Raw genomic sequence first — 17029 nt, forward strand, 5'->3', positions numbered from 1 at the left:
GAGCGGTCTAGGCAAGCAGCATCCACAGGGCCACAGCCCCGAGGATCAGGCCGAACCCGATATTCATCGCCCGCGCGCTTCCTGCGCGGGCGAAGAGCACGCCCAACTGCGCGCCCATTATCGTCCAGATCGTGAACGCGATGAGATTGTTGAGCGTGAACAGCGTGGTGATCCCCAGAACCAACAACGTTTTATCAGGTCCGGGAACGTCTAGGAACTGCGTGAACATCAGCGCGATGATCACATAGGCCTTGGGATTGAGCAGCAACAGCATCGCGCCGTCACGGAACAGGGCCGGTTGCGCCTCCTCGCTGGTATCGTGCCGTCCCGCGCGCAGCAGCCCGACCGCGATCCAAAGGACGTAGAGCGCCCCTGCGACCTTCAGCACGCTGAACATCGTCGGGGCCGCGTCAAGCGCGCGCAGCGCACCAAAGCCGATGGCAGCGGTGACCAGCCATGTGGCGACGTGATATCCAAGGCTTGCCGGCAGCGTTGCCCGCACGCCGAAACGTGCCCCATTGGCGGCAAAGAACAGGTTTCCAGGGCCGGGACTATAGGCCAGCGGCAAGAGAAACAGGAACAGGGCAATCGCGGTCTGAGTCATCGGCACACCTCTTGGTCTGTGGCTACATGAGCACCGCACAGCACAGACCGCGACCCGGTTCCTGCGCAAATTGCGCAGGTGCTTGCAAGAGCCGCCTTTTCGTCGCTCGCGTTCCGCGCTAGCTTCCCCTCATGTTTCCGATCCGCGATCATAACCCTTCGGGGCGCACACCCTACGTGACCTACGCGCTGATCGCACTCAACGTGCTGATCTTCCTCAGCTACTGGTCATTGTTCTCGGATCAGCGCGCCTTGATGCTGTTCTTCGACGACTGGGCGATGATCCCGGCGGATGTGACACAGGAGGGGGCATATACTGGCCTGCTCACCTCGATGTTCCTGCATGGCGGGGTGATGCATCTGGTAGGCAACATGCTGTTTCTCTGGATTTTCGGCGACAATATGGAGGACCGAATGGGCCACCTGCCCTATCTCGGGTTCTATATCGTGTCGGGGCTGGCGGCGAGCGTGGCGCAAATTCTCGGCGGCCCCGGGTCGATGGTACCGACGGTCGGGGCCTCAGGGGCCATTGCCGGGGTGATGGGCGGATACCTGTTGCTATTCCCCCGCGCGCGGGTCGATATCCTGCTGATCTTCATCATCTTTTTCCGGGTCATTACGATCCCGGCGGCCCTGATGCTGGCGTTGTGGTTCGGGTTTCAGGTCTTCGCGGGTCTGGGGACCAGCGCCGAGACCGGTGGTGTCGCCTATTGGGCACATGCCGGGGGGTTCGTGGCCGGTGCCGTGCTGACACTACCGGTCTTCCTGCGTTTGGGCGGTCCACGCTTCTGGGAATTGCATGACGGCAAACCGCCCTATCCGCACACCGATTACACCACCCGCCGCACCCCGATCCCGCGCGTTCGGAAACGCCGATGAGCCAGCCGCTGAAAGCCACCTGCCATTGTGGTGCGGTCGAGCTGCGTGTGCGCCCGCGCGATCCTGCCCTCGGCGACGCGCATCGCTGCGATTGTTCCTTCTGCCGCAGGCGCGGCCCGGCGACGATCAGCGTGGCCCTGGACCATCTCGAAATCGTGAAGGGGGCCGAGGCGCTGACGCTTTACCAATGGGGCACCGGCACCGCGAAACACTACTTCTGCAAGACCTGCGGAATCTATACCCACCACCAGCGCCGATCGAACCCGAATGAGTATGGCGTCAACCTCGGGGCGCTTGAGGGCGTGAACCCGCGTGACTTCGATCCGATTCCGTGGGTCGACGGGGTGAATCATCCGTCAGATTCGTAAAAGGTTGGTTAAGCGCGGGGCCGTTCAGCCCCGGATCGCCTTGGTGAACTTGTCGAACAGCGCCTCGTTGGCGCAGATCACCTCGCCATCGCGCAGGATGTCGGCCCCTTTGGTGATCGGCTCCACGAAACCTCCCGCCTCGCGCACGATGATCACGCCCGCTGCCAGATCCCACGCGTTCAAACGCCGCTCCCAGAAGCCGTCATAGCGCCCCGCCGCCACATAGGCCATGTCGAGCGCCGCCGATCCCCAGCGCCGCACGCCCGCACAGGTGGGCATAAGCCGCGCCAGATCCTGCAGGGTGTCGGGCAGGTCCGAGCGACCGCCGAACGGCACGCCGGTGGCAAAGATCGCCTCGATCATCTTGTGACGGCCCGAGACCCGCAAACGGCTTTCGTTCATCCACGCGCCGGTGCCCTTTTCGGCAAAGAACGCCTCGTCCTTGCTGGCGTCATAGATCACGCCCGCGACCACCTCGCCCTTGTGTTCGAGCGCGATCGACACCGCCCAATGCGGCAGCCCGTGCAGAAAATTGGTGGTGCCGTCCAATGGGTCGACAATCCAGCGGCGGGTGGGGTCCTTGCCCTCTTCCTCGCCGCCCTCTTCGGCCAGCCAGCCATAGGTCGGGCGCGCGCCCATCAATTCGGTCTTGAGGATCTTCTCGGCGGCGATGTCGGCGCGGCTGACGAAATCGCCCGCGCCCTTCATCGAGACCTGAAGGTTCTCGACCTCGCGGAAATCCTTGGCCAGCGCCCGCCCCGCCTTGCGCGCGGCTTTCAGCATCACGTTGAGATTGGCACTGCCTACCATGGCTTTCGCTCCTTCTGGGTCAGGGCGCGCGTATACGCCGGGCCGTGCCCCCAGACAAGGGGGGCAGGATCAATAGGGCATGGGATGGGCGCGATGCGCGGCATCGAGATCAGAGAGCACCTCATCACCCAGCGTGATATCCCCCGCACCAAGCGCCAGATCGAGTTGATCCATGCTGGTCGCGCCGAAAATGGCCGAGCAGATGAAGGGCCGCGTCAGGCACCAGGCGAGCGCCATCTGCACCGGGTCGAGGCCGTGTTTGCGCGCCACGCCGATATAGGCCTCGACCGCCTCAAAAGCGCGCGGTCCCTTGCGCCCGCCCAGATCGGTGTTGATCGTCATGCGAGAGCCTTCAGGCAGCGCGCCGCCCTGATACTTGCCGCTGAGCAGCCCTGCCGCCAGCGGCGAAAAGGCGAGCAATCCGACATCCTCGTTCACGCTCAGCTCCGCGAGATCGGTGTCGTAAAGGCGGCACATCAGCGAATATTCGTTCTGGATCGAGGCCACGCGCGGCCCATGCCCGGCCTCGGCCAGCCGCAGCCATTGCGCGGTGCCCCAGGCGCTTTCGTTCGACAGACCAAAGGCGCGGATGCGGCCCTTCTCGACCTCGCGTTGCAACGCGTCGAGCGCCTCTTCCATATGCGCGAGCGTCTCTGCGCGATCCTGCGCAGAGGGATCGTAAGTCCAGTTCTGCCGGAACATGTAGCTGCCCCGGTTCGGCCAGTGAAACTGGTAGAGGTCAATGTGGTCGGTCTGCAGCCGCCGCAGCGAGCCCTCGATCGCCTCGGGGATGGTCGCGGCGGAAATCGGTGCACCGTCACGGGCATGGGCAAAGCCGATGCCGGAATGTTTGGTGGCCAGGATCACGTCCTGCCGCCGCCCCGTCCGCGCGAGCCACTCGCCGATGATCTCCTCGGTGCGCCCGGTGGTCTCGGCCCGGATCGGGGCGGTGGGATACATCTCGGCGGTGTCGATGAAATTCACCCCGCGCTCCAGCGCGCGGTCGATCTGCGCGTGGCCTTCGGCGGGGGTATTCTGGGCCCCCCATGTCATCGAGCCGAGGCAGAGCGCACTCACCTCGATGCCGGTGCGCCCCAGCGGTCGTTTCTGCATGTCCCGTTCCCTCGTCGCGGTTCTGCGCGGCACTTTAGGGTGTTGGACCGGATGTGCAACGGGGGGTCGCGCGACGGGCACTTACGCCGCGAAGACGGCGTCCACGTCGGCAAAGCCCTTCAACTCCAGAGGGTTGCCCGAGGGATCACGAAAGAACATCGTCCATTGCTCGCCCGGCTCGCCCTCGAACCGCACCGAGGGCGGAATCACGAAATCGACCTCCGACGCGCTCAGCCGCCCGGCCACGCGCTGCCACTCCGAGAGGGGCAGCACCACGCCGAAATGCGGCATCGGCACCATGTGATCGCCGACCTTGCCGGTGGCCTCGGTGGCAAAGGGCGTGCCCAGATGCAGCGACAGCTGATGCCCAAAGAAATCGAAATCTACCCAGGTCTCGGTCGAGCGTCCCTCGACCGCGCCCAGAAGCCCGCCATAAAAGCTGCGCGCCGCGTCGAGATCGGTGACGTTGATTGCCAGATGAAACGGGTGTGCCATGTCGAGACTCCTCATGCCTGTTGCGGGGCACCTTTCAATGGCTTAACCCGGTTTGCAAGCAGTTCCCAAGGGAGGATCCTTCACATGGCTTACGGTTTCGACACGTTGCAAATTCACGCGGGCGCGCGGCCCGATCCGGCGACCGGCGCGCGGCAGGTGCCGATCTATCAGACGACCGCCTATGTGTTCCGCGATGCCGAACACGCGGCGGCGCTCTTCAACCTGCAGGAGGTGGGCTATATCTACTCGCGCCTGACCAACCCGACGGTGGCGGCCTTGCAAGAACGCGTTGCGACGCTGGAAGGCGGGGCCGGTGCGGTGTGCTGTTCCTCGGGTCATGCGGCGCAGATCATGGCGCTCTTTCCGCTGATGGGGCCGGGGCTCAATGTGGTGGTCTCGACCCGGCTTTATGGCGGGTCGATCACGCAATTCAGCCAGACGATCAAGCGCTTCGGCTGGTCTGCGCGCTTTGTCGATTTCGATGATACCGACGCCGTCGAGGCGGCGATCGACGAGGAGACCCGGGCGGTGTTCTGTGAATCCATCGCCAACCCCGGCGGCTATATCACTGATCTTGATGCGATTTCCGCCATCGCGGACAAGGCGGGTCTGCCGCTGATCGTCGACAATACCTCGGCCACGCCCTATCTGTGCCGCCCGATCGAGCGTGGCGCGACGCTTGTGGTGCATTCGATGACCAAGTTCCTCACCGGCAACGGCACGGTGACCGGGGGCTGCGTGGTCGATTCCGGGCAGTTCGACTGGTCGGCCTCGGGCAAGTTCCCGTCGCTCAGCGAGCCGGAAGCGGCGTATCACGGGCTCAAGTTCCACGAGACCTTCGGGCCGCTCGCCTTTACCTTTCACGGCATCGCCGTGGGGCTGCGCGATCTGGGAATGACGCTCAACCCGCAGGCGGCGCATTACACGCTGATGGGGATCGAGACGCTTTCCTTGCGCATGCAGCGGCATTGCGAGAATGCCGAGACGGTCGCCGGGTGGCTGGAAAAACATGAGGATGTCGAAGGGGTTACCTATGCCGGGCTGCCCTCGTCGCCGTGGCATGACCGGGTCGCGCGGATCTGCCCCAAGGGTGCGGGGGGCCTGTTCACCGTGGCGCTCAAGGGCGGCTATGATGCCTGTGTCAAGCTGGTGGACAGTCTTGAGCTCTTCAGCCACGTGGCCAATCTCGGGGACACCCGGAGCCTGATCATCCATTCCGCCTCGACCACGCACCGGCAACTGACCGAGGAGCAGCAGGTCGCGGCGGGGGCGGCCCCGAATGTGGTGCGGATTTCCATCGGGATCGAGGACGCGGATGACATCATCGCCGATCTGGAGCAGGCGCTGGCGAAAGCGGCGGGCTGAGCCGCGCCGGGTGTTGGTTAACGAAACCTGACCCGGGGCGCGCGGCGTGCGCGAATCGGAGCAGGTTTCGCCTGATTAACAAGGGCGATCCGCGCTTTTTCGGCGGTCTGCATCGCGTCGGTATCCTGTCGGTATCACGACGGTTTCGGTGCGGCGCGCGGGCGGGGTAACAGGGCGCACGGTTCAGGGTTTGGATCAGGGCAGATCGGCGATGTGCCCTTCGACCATCCCGATATGCGGATGATCAGGCGGCAGCGTGGCGCGGAAAATCTCCAAGGCTTGCTCATAGAGGGGCCGCGCCGCCTCGGGCTTGCCTTGCTCGACCAAAATCCCGGCGAGGTTGTTGAGGTCGATGGCATAGTCCGGATGCCCCTCGCCAATCGTCGCACGATCAATTTCAAGCGCCTCGCGGTACAGCCCCTCGGCCTCCGCAGACCGCCCCTGCGCCTGCACCACCACGGCGAGGTTGTTGAGGCGGATGGCATAGCTCGGATGCCCCTCCCCAACGACATCACGGGTGATCTCAAGTGCCTCGCGGTACAGCCTCTCGGCCTCCGCATAGCGCCCCTGCGCCCGCACCGCCCCAGCGAGATTGTTGAGGTCGATGGCATAGCCCGGATGCACCTCCCCAATCGTTGCGCGGTCAATCTCAAGCGCCTCGCGGAAAAGCTCCTCGGCCTCCGCATACCGCCCCTGCGCCTGAACCGTCCCCGCATGTTCGTTAATTGCGGTCGCAACCTGTTCCTCTGTACCGTCCTGCCGGGCGACCGCCAAAAGCGCCTCCCCGTGGCGATGCGCGGCAGCGTATTGACCCGCGCGCCAAGCATATTCCCGCGCCTTGAAGAGATTATCAAAGCCCGGATCAAGCCGCGCGGCGTTGGCGTAGTGGGTGGAGGCATCGCCCCACCGCACAGCATCTTCGGCCACCAAACCGCGGCCATAGGCTGATTGAGCGGCAAGCAGGATTCCACGTTCCTCACTTTCGGCCAAAAGCTCATCAATTTCTGCGTAATGAAGATCCTTGAACGCTTCGAGCGCAGAATGAATACGATTCTCACCCAGCGCCATTTGGGTGGCTTGGTCCTGCAAGAGCGTTTCGACCTGTGTTTCGCGTTGCTTGTGTTCGCGATACGCGACCTCTGGCTGCTGCAACTTTGCCATGACCCCCTGTTTTTGCTCTTTCAACCGGACGATTTCTTGTTCCAAGGCGGCTTTTTCGAGTTCAGACACCTTATCTTTCAGAGCATCCTTTTCCGCGATCAGTTCGTCGATCCGCGCATCTTTGCGTTGCAGTTCCGCAATGAAATCTGCTGGTGGCACGCCATGCTGATCCCGACCGACGACTGAGGCGTTCGGTGAGCCGTCAAGCGAAATATCCGTATCAGTCTTATCGGTCGTCACGGCCCGTAACCTTGGCGTTGTCACTGTCTTTGAGACTAATCTCCGCCGTAAACGTTTCATCTGTAGGCTCAGTGTTACGATCCCGACCAACGACATCGGCCCCAGGTGATTTGCTGACGGAAATCTTGGTGCTAGTTGTCTTCCGTGTCCCGCGCCACTGCTTGTATGCAATAATTGCGGTGATGACCGCCACCAAGACCCCGGCGATCACCCACCAATCCATTCCTGTTTGCGGCATTGATACCCCCTAACTCGTGATTTGCCCCCACCATACCCGCCTGAGGCGATTTGGGAAGGGGTGCGCCCGACCCTGGGTGGGCGTTTGCTACAGCGATGTCAGAGTGACCCCTGCGTCGCACGCGAACCTTTGCTCAGGGACATAACGGCAACCATGCGCCCTCCCGGGGGGAGGGTCGGGCGCGGCCCGGGGCACGCCCGGGCCGTCCGATGAATGAGCGGCCCGACGATGGCGCGGCGGGCCTGCGGCCCTCGAGTCCGCGTCGCTTCCACCCTTTGCCTCGGCGATTTGGTGCTGTAGGATCGGGGTTCGACGCGGGATGACTCCCGCATGACCCCGAGCGGTGTTACAGCGTTGCGCATGAAACCGAACTTTGCCCTGTCCCTGTCCTTTGACGGTATCCGCCTGCTGCATCGGGCAGGTGCGTCGGGCTGGCATCTGGTGGGCGAGGTGGCGCTGGATTGCGAGGATCTGAGCGCGGAACTCGGGGCGTTGCGCGAAAAGGCGGCGACGCTGGACGCGTCCGGCCTGTCGACCAAGCTGATCATTCCCGACGAACAGATCCGCTATCTCGATCTGCCCGCGAACAGTGCGCCCTATGGCGATTATGACGCGGCGGCGGCAGAGGCGCTCGATGGGGCGACGCCCTATGCGCTGGAGGATCTGGCGTTTGACTGGAATGTCGAGGGCGCGCGGCTCTATGTGGCGGCGGTGGCGCGCGAGACGTTGCAGGAGGCGGAAAGTTTTGCCGCCGATCACCGCTTCAACCCGGTGAGTTTCGTGGCCCGGCCGATGGGCGACGGGTTCGGCACGGAGCCGTTCTTTGGCGAGACCAGCCGTGCCGAGACCCCGGTCGAGCGGGACGCGGAGCGGATCGAGATCATCGGGGCGGCGCAATTGCCCGAACCCGAAACGGTGCCTGATCCGGTGGAGGATGCGCCGGAAGCCGAGGTGCCGCCCGCGCCGGAGCCCGAGAGCGATGCGCCGGAGGCGGCAGAGACGGCGGAGGCCGAGCCGGGGCCGGAGGCCGCGCCGGGGCGCGAGGCCGAAAGCGCGGTCGCCTTTACCTCGATCCGGGCGGAGCGCGATGCGCCCGCGACCGGTGCGCCGACGCTGGCCGGTGCGGCGCGCGCGGCGCCCAAGACCCCTGAAACGGTGCCGGTCGAGGCCGAGGCCGAGGCCACCCCCGGACCAGCCGCCGCGAGCCTTGCGCCGACGCCGGACAGCGGGCGGGACGACAAGGCCGCCGGTGACCGGGGCGCTATCGGCTTCTTTTCCCGTCGGCCACGGCGGGCCGAGCCGGTCATGCCGGCCCCGGTGCCACGCGCCGAGCCGGGCTTTTTCGGCGTCGAGGATGACACGCCCCCTGCCCCGGCCACGTCGGATGTCCCTGTCGCCTCCACCAACGGCGCCGGGCTGGCCCCGCCCGAGGACGAAGCCGAGCGCATGACGATCTTTGGCGCGCGCAGTTCGCAGCGCGGAAAGCGCGGCAAGCCAAGGTTTCTGGGGGTGATCCTGACGGCGGCGCTGATCCTGCTGATGGTCGGTGTCGCGGCCTGGGCGACGATCTTTCCCGACTCGGGTGTGGGGCGGCTGTTGCGCGGGGTGGAGCCGGAAATCGCGCTCACCCCGGAGATCCCGGAAATCGCCGCACCGGCAGCTGTTCCGGAGGCGCGTGAAACTGCCACGCCAGAGGCGCGTGAGACTGTCGTACCGGAGGCGCGCGAGACTGTCACCGAGGACCCGGTTCCCGAGGCGACGCCGCGCGCAGCCGTGCCGGAGCCCGAGATCGCCCTTGCCCCGGAGCCCGAGACCGCCCCCGAGGTCGCGGAGGAGCCCGAACCTGTCGCCGGGCCGCTCAGCCCGGACGAGGCGCGCGCGCGTTATGCGGTGACGGGGATCTGGCAGACCCCGCCCGCGCCACCACAGGAGCCCGAGGCGGGCACGATCGACGATTTCTACCTCACGTCGATCGACGAGGATGTGCCGATGGGCGATGCCGTGGCGCTTCCGGCGGTGCCGGGGCTGGCCCCCGATGCCCGGCCCGCGACGCCCGCCGCACCGGCCCCGCCCGGCACCGAATTCACGATTGATGCGCGGGGCCTCGTGGTGGCGACGCCCGAGGGCGCGCTGACCCCTGACGGTGTTCTGGTGCGCGCGGGGCCGCCGCCGGTGATCCCGCCCGACACGCCCACGCGTGCCGTGCCGGTGCCCGGTGTCACGCTGACCGAGGACGCGGCGGCGGAACTGGAGCGCCTGTCGGACATTCGCCCCCGGTCCCGGCCCAGCGACCTGATCGAACAACAGGAGCGCGGCGCGCTTGGCGGGCGCACCCGGACCGAACTGTCGGGCCTGCGCCCGCGCCCGCGACCGGAGGCCACCGTGCAGGCCGCCGCCGTGAGCACCGATCCCGATGCCGTGACAGCCGCGCTTGCCGAGGCGGTGGAGGACGCGGCCCCCGAGGCCACGCCGCAGGCTGTCGCAGCCTCGCTCAAGCCGCGCACGCGGCCCGGGGATTTCGAGCGGATCGTGCGCGAGGCCCCGCAGCAGAGCGCCGCTGCCGCCACCGTGGCGCCACGCATTCCAAGCTCTGCCTCGGTGGCGCGCAGCGCCACCGACCGCAACGCGATCAACATGCGGCAGGTCAATCTGATCGGCGTCTATGGCAGCCCGTCGAACCGTCGCGCACTGGTGCGGCTGTCAAACGGGCGCTATCAAAAGGTGCAGGTTGGCGACAGAATGGACGGCGGGCGCGTCTCGGCCATCGGAGACAGCGAATTGCGCTACAATAAACGCGGGCGGGATGTGGTGTTGCGGATGCCGAAGGGCTAGGCTGCGCACACGTCGCGTATTCTGACCCGGTAGGCCCCGATGGAAGGTTTCCTGTTCCAAGCCACGATATTGCTCGCCGCGATGGTGATTGCCGTGCCGATCGCCTCGCGCCTGGGGTTTGGCTCGGTGCTGGGCTATCTTGCTGCCGGGATCATCATCGGCCCGGTGGCCGGGCTGGTGGGCGGCCATCAGACCACCGAGTTGCAGCATGTGGCGGAATTCGGCGTGGTGATGATGCTGTTTCTCATCGGGCTGGAACTGGAGCCGCGCGCGCTGTGGGACATGCGGCACCGGCTGCTGGGGCTGGGTGGCTTGCAGATCACGCTGACGACGCTCGCCGTGATGGGCGGGGCGATGTATTTCGGTCAGGTCTGGAGCGTGGCGCTTGCCATCGGGATGATCTTTGCGCTGTCGTCGACCGCCATCGTGCTGCAGACCCTGTCGGAAAAGGGGCTGATGCAGACGGGCGGCGGGCGGTCGTCCTTCTCGGTGCTGCTGACGCAGGATATCGCGGTCATTCCGATGCTGGCCTTTCTGCCGCTGCTGGCGCTGCCCAAGGGGGCCGATGCGGTGCTGGGCGGTGTGCTGCTGCGCGGCGCCGAAGCCGATGCAGCACATGGCAACGCGACCGCTGCCCCGCATGAGGCCGCGCAAAGTTTCATCGCCAGCCTGCCGGGCTGGGGCGCGACGCTGGTGACCATCGCGGCGGTGGCGGCGATCGTCCTGACAGGCGTCTATCTCACCCGGCCGGTGTTTCGGTTCATTCACGCCGCGCGGCTGCGCGAGATGTATACCGCGCTGGCGCTGCTGATCGTGGTGGGCATCTCGTTCCTGATGATGCTGGTCGGGCTGTCGCCCGCGCTCGGGGCCTTCCTTGCCGGGGTGGTGCTGGCCAACAGCGAATTCCGGCACGAGTTGGAGAGCGATCTTGCGCCGTTCAAGGGGCTGCTGCTGGGGCAGTTTTTCATCACCGTGGGGGACGGGATCAATTTCGAGGTTCTGGCCGGTGCGCCGGTCCTGATCGTCGGCATGGCGGCGGCACTCATTCTGGTGAAGGGGGTCATCCTCTACGGGCTGGGGCGTGTCTTTGCGCTGCGCGGGCGCGATCTGTGGCTCTTTACGCTATCGCTGGCGCAGGCGGGGGAATTCGGGTTCGTGCTGGTGTCGTTTTCCAATCAGCAGAACGTGTTGCCGCGCGGCATGGGCGAGATGCTGCTGCTGGTGATCGCGCTGACGATGCTGATCACGCCGCTGTTGTTCATCCTCTATGACCGGCTGTCCAAGCGCATGACCGAGAGTGCCGAGACGCCGGACGCCGACGAGATCGACAGCGCCGGGCCGGTGATCATCGCCGGGATCGGGCGGTTCGGGCAGGTGGTCAATCGGCTGGTGCGCTCGAGCGGGTTCGAGACGGTGGTGCTGGATCATGACCTGGGCGCGATCCAGCGGATGCGGCGCTTTGGTGTCAAGGGGTTCTTTGGCGATCCGACGCGGCCTGACCTGTTGCACGCGGCGGGGCTGGCGGAGGCCAAGGTGCTGGTCGCCACGCTCGACAATCCCGATGCGGTGGTGCGGCTGGTCAGCTTTGCCCGCCGCGAGCGGCCCGACCTGCATATCATCGCCCGCGCCCGCGACCGCACGCATGTGTTCCGGCTCTATCAGGCGGGGGCGGATGACATCGTGCGCGAGGTGTTCGACAGTTCGCTGCGCGCCGGGCGCTACGTGCTGGAGAATATGGGGCTGACCGAGTTCGAGGCGGCGGAGGTCGAGAAGACCTTTTACCAGCATGACCGCCGCTCCGTGCGCGACCTGGCCGCGCTGTGGGATCCCGACACGCCCACCGTCGAGAACGCGGCCTATATCAGGCGCGCGCGCGAGCTGGAGCAGGAATTGCAGACCATGCTGCTGTCGCAGCTGGAGGAAAGCAGCGATCCGGGTGAAGGGCGGCAGAAGGCGGAGGGGTGAGGGCCTGTGGGGTGGTGATGTTGGGTCTGGAGCGGACATTAATTGGCCCGTAGAAGGTGCCGGGTGATCGCAGGGCCGGGGACTGGCGATGCGACGGGTGTGGCGGGTACTTTATGCCAGCCAAGTCATTCTAAACACAACACGTTGCGCGACCTTCCAAATCGCCAGGCCGCGGGACGGCCCGGCGATCGCGCGGCACCTTCGGTGCGTTTCGCGCGAGATGCGTCAATGTCCGCTCAAGGCCAGAACCGCCCCCGCCCCTCACGCTAGAAGCCGGAGATCACCACCGCCTCTACCCGGCGGTTGAGGTCGCGGCCGCTGTCGCTGTCGTTGGGCGCGCGTGGTGAGAGAAAGCCGATGCCATGCGCCTCGATGCGGTCGCCCTCGACGCCGTGGGTCTCGATCAGCAGGCCGCGCACCGCCTCGGCGCGGGCACGCGACAGCTCGATATTGGTGTCGAGCGCGCCGACCGCGTCAGTATGGCCGACCAGCGCGATACGCATCTCGGGCCGCGATAACAGCAGCTCGGCCAATGCGGCGAGGCTGTCATGCGGCCCCGGGCCCAATGTCGCGGCCCCAGAGCCGAAATCGAGCCCGCCAAGCACGGCATGACCCTGGCTGCGCAGGGTCTCGGCCAGGGGTGCACGCCCGTTGACCTCGGCACCGCTGTCCTGGGCAGGCGCGGCGGCGGGCAGGTCCGGCATGTCCGCAGGACGCACATGGGTCGCCTGCACATAGCCCCGCCCGCCCGCGCCGCTGACCATTAGCATCGCGTGTTCCGCTGCCGCCCCCATTCCGCGCCGGGCCAGCAGGTAGCGGTAATCGAAGAGATCGACGAAGATCGCTGGCGCGGGCAGAACCGGGGTGTTGAAGCGGAAATCGAACCCGCCGCATTCCTCGGCGGCGCAGTCGAAGAGCACCTCCCATCCGGCCTTTTCCAGCGCCTCGCGCAGCGGGGTGAGCACCTGCAACGTGGTCAGCCCGCGATCCGGCAGACGCCAGGCGCGGCTTTGGATATCGCCGTCGAGCCGCAGCCGGGGCAGTGTGCCGTCCGCGTAGGGGCCCGACGGCAGACGGATCGTATCGGCCTCGCGCAGGATATCGGCGGTCTGCTCGGACGCCTCGGGCAGGGGCAGATCGAGCGCGTGGGCCGGGAGAGCCAGCCCGATCAGCAGGGTTGCGAGAGCGACGCGCACCGGCCTTACCGGGCCTGCGCGTGGTAGTCGGGATTGGGCTGCATGGCCGTGGCCGAGGCCACCCGGTTGGTCATGTTGAAGAACCCCGCGACATTGGCGATGTCCCAGATGTCGCGATCGGCAAAGCCCGCCTCGCGAAGGGCGGCGCGATCCGCCTCGGTGATCTCGGAGGACGCCTTGGTGATCTTTTCGGCAAAGACCAGCATCGCCGTCTGGCGCGCATCGAGCGTGGCGGCGCGCCAGTTCATCACCATCGCCTCGCCCAGCGCCGGATCGCCGGACAGTTGCCGCACCGCCGCGCCATGCGCCACCTGGCAATACCAGCAGCGATTGATCGAACTGACCACCACAGCGATCATCTCACGCTCCAGCTTGCTCAGCCCCGAGGGGGCGAGCATCAGGTCGTTGTAAAGCGCGGTGAAGGCGTTGAGCTTGTCGATATCGAACGCATAGGCCTGCAGCACATTGGGGATCATCCCGAGCTTGTCCTCGCAGACATCGAAATATTTGCGGGTCTCGTCGGGCAGCGGGTCGACCATCGGCAGGTCGAGGGCTGTGGGCGTATCGGTCTTGGTCATGGCTCAGTCCTTCTGGCGGTAGTGATACTCTCCCACAGGTGTAAAGCCCATGGAAGTGTAGAGGGTGTTGGCCCCCGTATTGGCCCGCGTGCAGAGCACGGCGAGATGCGCGGCACCGTGACTGGCCGCCCAATGCGCGGCCTCGATCATCATCCAGCGGCCCATGCCCGCCCGCCGGTGCGCCGTGCGCACCTCGAGCGCGTGGACCATGGCGACGCCCTGATGCAGACCGGCATAGCCCACGGCGGCGGGGCGGTTGTCATGCCGCCCGAAGAGGCCGGTTTTGGCGCAGGTCGCGCGCTCCATCACCGCGATGCGATCAGGTCCGATGCCGCCCTCGGCCCAGATCTCGCGCATGATCTCGAGCGGTTCCCAGACCGAGAAGGTGGTGACGCGGGGTGCGCGCGTGCCGGTCAGCGCGGCGACCGGGGCGACGTAGAGGTTGACCGGATCGATCACGCGGTAGCCGTGGTCGGCCAGCATCGCGTCGAGGGCGTCGTCGCCTGCGCGGATCTGGAACAATGCCCCCTGCCCCAGCCCGCGCATCGCGGCCTCGGCGTCGGAGAGTTCCTGCGCCGTCAGCGCCCGCGTCGCCGTCGCCGCCGAGACCCGCTTGCCGCCGCCCGCGCCGTCGCGGATGGTGACCGGGCCGTGCGTCTCAATACGCGCCGGGGGCCATGTCGCCTCGGTCACGGCATAGAGCGTCTGCGCGTCGGGCGTCATCCGGCGAACATCCCTGACAGTTCGGCCATCGCCGCGTCGACCCGCGCGCCGTCCTGCCCGCGCACCACGACATTGGACCCGTGACAGCCGTCGCGGATGAACGGGTAGGAACCGAAGGTAAGGTCCGGGTAGCGCGCCGCCAGATCGGTGAGCGGCCCGGCGATATCACCCTCGCCGCGCCGCACCTCGAGCGTCTGCGACAGGACCGGCGCGCCGCCGGTGATCGTTGGCAGGACCGAGGCCAGCATCGCCTGAAAAATCGACGGCACCCCCGCCATGACATGCACGTTCTCGATGGTGAAGCCGGGGGCGGCGCTGATCGGGTTGTCGATCAGCGTGGCGCCGTCGGGAATGCGCGCCATGCGCAGGCGGGCCTCGTTCAACTCCTGCTCGCGGGCGGCGTAATGCGCGACCAGGATGGCGCGGGCATCGTCGCGCACGGAAATGGGGCGATCAAAGGCGCGGGCGACGTTCTCGGCAGTGATGTCGTCATGGGTGGGGCCGATGCCGCCCGAGGTGAATACCACGTCATAGGCAGCACTCAGCGCCTGCACACCCGCGACGATGGCGTCGGGGTCGTCGCTGACCACCCGCACCTCGCGCAGGTCGATGCCTGCGCGGGTCAGCTCACCAGCCAGATAGTGCATGTTGGCATCGCGTGTCCGGCCGGAGAGGATTTCATCCCCGATGACAAGCATGGCGGCACTCGGGTTGGGCATGGGGGCCTCCTTGATCTGCGGATGCCTTCGGTATAGGCGCAGCGCATGCGCTTTCAAACCCCTCTCGTGCCAGCGCGGCTGATCCGTCGCTACAAGCGGTTCCTGGCCGATATCCGGCTGGAGGATGGCCATGAGGCGGTGGCGCATTGCGCCAATCCCGGCTCGATGATGGGGCTGGCGGAGCCGGGCATGCGGATCTGGGTGGAGCCCAATGACGACCCCAAGAAGAAGCTGAAATACGGCTGGCGGCTGGTCGATCACGAGAACGGGCATTTCACCGGCGTCGATACCGGCCTGCCGAACCGCGCCCTGCGTGCCGCATTGCAGGCGGGCGAGGTCGCGGAACTGGCGGAATATGACAAAGTGCGACCGGAGCAGAAATACGGGGCGGGCAGCCGGATCGACTTTCTGCTGTCGGGCGCGGGCCTGCCCGATGCCTATGTCGAGGTGAAATCGGTGACGTTGTCGCGCGCGCCCGGCGTGGCCGAGTTTCCCGACAGCGTCACCGCGCGCGGTATGAGACATCTGGGCGAGTTGGCGAAGATGGCACAGGCGGGTCATCGGGCGGTGCTGTTCTACCTTGTGCAGCGCACAGATGCGCAAACGGTGCGGGTCGCGGGCGATATCGACCCCGGCTATGCACGCGCGCTGGAGGCGGCGCGCGCGGCGGGGGTCACGGTGCTGTCATACCGCGCCGATATCAGCCCCGCTGAGATCACGCTCGGTCACAGCTTGCATCACGACTAGGCACGCGCCTCTGGTCCTTTGGCGCAAATGGGCCTAATTAAAGACAAAACGGACCACACCATGAGGCCAGATGTGAACAAACACCGGGGACGCACCACGCGCGAGGGCATCCGCATCCACGAGGCGGCGGATTTTGCGGGTATGCATGACGCAGGGCGGCTGGCCGCAGAGATCCTTGACGAGATCGCCGACCATGTGTTCGTGGGCCAGACCACCGGGGCGATCGATGCGCTGATCGAGGAGAGGGTGAACGCCGCCGGGGCCAAGTCGGCCACCATCGGTTACAAGGGCTATCAGCATGCCAGCTGCATCAGCGTCAATCACGTGGTCTGCCATGGCATTCCGGGTGACAAGGTGCTCAAGGATGGCGATATCCTGAATGTGGACGTGACCGTGATCGTCGATGGCTGGTTCGGCGATACCAGCCGGATGTATGTGGCGGGCAAGCTGGGACGCAAGGCCGAGCGGCTGATCCAGGTGACGCATGACGCGCTGATGAAGGGGATCGAGGCGGTGCGCCCCGGCAATACCTTCGGCGATATCGGCCATGCGATTCAGGCCTATGTCGAGGCGCAGCGCATGTCGGTGGTGCGCGATTTCTGCGGTCACGGGCTGGGCCGGGTGTTCCATGCGCCGCCCAACGTGCTGCATTACGGGCGCGCGGGCGCGGGGGCTGTGCTGGAAGAGGGCATGTTCTTTACCATCGAGCCGATGGTCAACCTCGGGCGGCCCGAAACCAAGGTGCTGGCCGATGACTGGACGGCGGTGACGCGCGACAAGTCGCTCTCGGCGCAGTTCGAGCATTCGGTGGGGGTGACGGCAGACGGGGCGGAGATTTTCACGCTGTCGCCCGCGGGCCGGTTTCATCCGACATGGGGCGGCTGAGCGGGGGGATTGGGCTGGAGCGGACATTGACGTTCAGCCCCAATGCGCGGAATCAAGGCGCGGAACGCGCCGCCGCGCAGCGCCCGACCGCCCCCCGGGCGGGCGCTTTTGC

The 17029-nt window shown here is 66.2% G+C and carries 16 protein-coding genes; 7 read left to right on the top strand and 9 right to left on the bottom strand.

Going from position 1 to position 17029, the window contains the following annotated elements; translation table 11 throughout:
• Positions 1-7: 7 nt before the first annotated feature.
• Positions 8-604, bottom strand: coding sequence for a LysE family translocator (locus RID11_RS20555; protein WP_350142171.1), 597 nt, complete (start codon positions 602-604; stop codon positions 8-10).
• A gap of 131 nt (positions 605-735) precedes the next feature.
• On the opposite strand from RID11_RS20555, the gene RID11_RS20560 reads away from it, so the two are divergent.
• Both RID11_RS20560 and RID11_RS20565 read left to right on the top strand, forming a co-directional pair.
• Positions 736-1482, top strand: coding sequence for a rhomboid family intramembrane serine protease (locus RID11_RS20560; RefSeq protein WP_350142172.1), 747 nt, complete (start codon positions 736-738; stop codon positions 1480-1482).
• Positions 1479-1850, top strand: a complete 372-nt coding sequence (locus RID11_RS20565) for a GFA family protein (RefSeq protein ID WP_350142173.1) — start codon at positions 1479-1481, stop codon at positions 1848-1850. The genes RID11_RS20560 and RID11_RS20565 overlap by 4 nt, the downstream gene beginning before the upstream one ends.
• Positions 1851-1874: 24 nt before the next feature.
• Here the strand turns inward: RID11_RS20565 and RID11_RS20570 are convergent, their stop codons facing one another.
• The 3 genes from RID11_RS20570 to RID11_RS20580 all read right to left on the bottom strand — a co-directional run bounded on the left by RID11_RS20570 (position 1875) and on the right by RID11_RS20580 (position 4268).
• Positions 1875-2660 carry an inositol monophosphatase family protein gene (locus RID11_RS20570; RefSeq protein ID WP_350142174.1) on the bottom strand — a complete coding sequence of 262 codons (786 nt, stop codon included), beginning with the start codon at positions 2658-2660 and terminating at the stop codon, positions 1875-1877.
• 69 nt (positions 2661-2729) lie between these two features.
• A complete protein-coding gene (locus tag RID11_RS20575) occupies positions 2730-3773 on the bottom strand; it encodes an aldo/keto reductase (RefSeq protein ID WP_350142175.1) in 1044 nt (347 codons plus the stop codon).
• A gap of 81 nt (positions 3774-3854) precedes the next feature.
• A complete protein-coding gene (locus RID11_RS20580; RefSeq protein ID WP_350142176.1) occupies positions 3855-4268 on the bottom strand; it encodes a VOC family protein in 414 nt (137 codons plus the stop codon).
• A gap of 84 nt (positions 4269-4352) precedes the next feature.
• Here RID11_RS20580 and RID11_RS20585 point away from each other — a divergent pair, with 84 nt between their 5' ends.
• A complete protein-coding gene (locus tag RID11_RS20585) occupies positions 4353-5633 on the top strand; it encodes an O-acetylhomoserine aminocarboxypropyltransferase/cysteine synthase family protein (RefSeq protein ID WP_350142177.1) in 1281 nt (426 codons plus the stop codon).
• A gap of 195 nt (positions 5634-5828) precedes the next feature.
• Here RID11_RS20585 and RID11_RS20590 read toward each other — a convergent pair whose 3' ends face one another.
• Positions 5829-7124 (bottom strand): tetratricopeptide repeat protein, encoded by a 1296-nt coding sequence (locus RID11_RS20590; RefSeq protein WP_350142178.1) that lies wholly within the window; start codon positions 7122-7124, stop codon positions 5829-5831.
• Between the two features lie 508 nt (positions 7125-7632).
• Here RID11_RS20590 and RID11_RS20595 point away from each other — a divergent pair.
• Together RID11_RS20595 and RID11_RS20600 are read left to right on the top strand one after the other, a co-directional pair.
• Complete coding sequence (locus RID11_RS20595) at positions 7633-10104, top strand: hypothetical protein (protein WP_350142179.1); 2472 nt, start codon at positions 7633-7635, stop codon at positions 10102-10104.
• Positions 10105-10143: 39 nt separating this feature from the next.
• Complete coding sequence (locus RID11_RS20600; RefSeq protein ID WP_350142180.1) at positions 10144-12069, top strand: cation:proton antiporter domain-containing protein; 1926 nt, start codon at positions 10144-10146, stop codon at positions 12067-12069.
• A 266-nt stretch (positions 12070-12335) separates the two neighbouring features.
• Here RID11_RS20600 and RID11_RS20605 read toward each other — a convergent pair whose 3' ends face one another.
• Genes RID11_RS20605 through RID11_RS20620 form a run of 4 tightly spaced genes read right to left on the bottom strand, consistent with a single transcriptional unit; the run spans position 12336 to position 15285 of the window.
• Positions 12336-13265: an OmpA family protein gene (locus tag RID11_RS20605; RefSeq protein ID WP_350142181.1), complete on the bottom strand. Its 930-nt coding sequence runs from the start codon at positions 13263-13265 to the stop codon at positions 12336-12338.
• Between the two features lie 5 nt (positions 13266-13270).
• A complete protein-coding gene (locus RID11_RS20610; protein ID WP_350142182.1) occupies positions 13271-13843 on the bottom strand; it encodes a peroxidase-related enzyme in 573 nt (190 codons plus the stop codon).
• A gap of 3 nt (positions 13844-13846) precedes the next feature.
• Positions 13847-14566 carry a GNAT family N-acetyltransferase gene (locus RID11_RS20615; RefSeq protein ID WP_350142183.1) on the bottom strand — a complete coding sequence of 240 codons (720 nt, stop codon included), beginning with the start codon at positions 14564-14566 and terminating at the stop codon, positions 13847-13849.
• Positions 14563-15285: a competence/damage-inducible protein A gene (locus RID11_RS20620; protein WP_350142184.1), complete on the bottom strand. Its 723-nt coding sequence runs from the start codon at positions 15283-15285 to the stop codon at positions 14563-14565. Before RID11_RS20620 ends, RID11_RS20615 begins: the two co-directional genes overlap by 4 nt.
• A gap of 45 nt (positions 15286-15330) precedes the next feature.
• Here RID11_RS20620 and sfsA point away from each other — a divergent pair, with 45 nt between their 5' ends.
• Entirely contained in the window at positions 15331-16032 is a 702-nt protein-coding gene (gene sfsA / locus RID11_RS20625) for a DNA/RNA nuclease SfsA (RefSeq protein WP_350142185.1), read from the top strand.
• Positions 16033-16092: 60 nt separating this feature from the next.
• Positions 16093-16917, top strand: a complete 825-nt coding sequence (gene map / locus RID11_RS20630) for a type I methionyl aminopeptidase (RefSeq protein ID WP_350142186.1) — start codon at positions 16093-16095, stop codon at positions 16915-16917.
• Positions 16918-17029 lie beyond the last annotated feature (112 nt).

The organism is Roseovarius sp., assembly GCF_040219995.1.
Classification (GTDB): Bacteria; Pseudomonadota; Alphaproteobacteria; order Rhodobacterales; family Rhodobacteraceae; genus Roseovarius.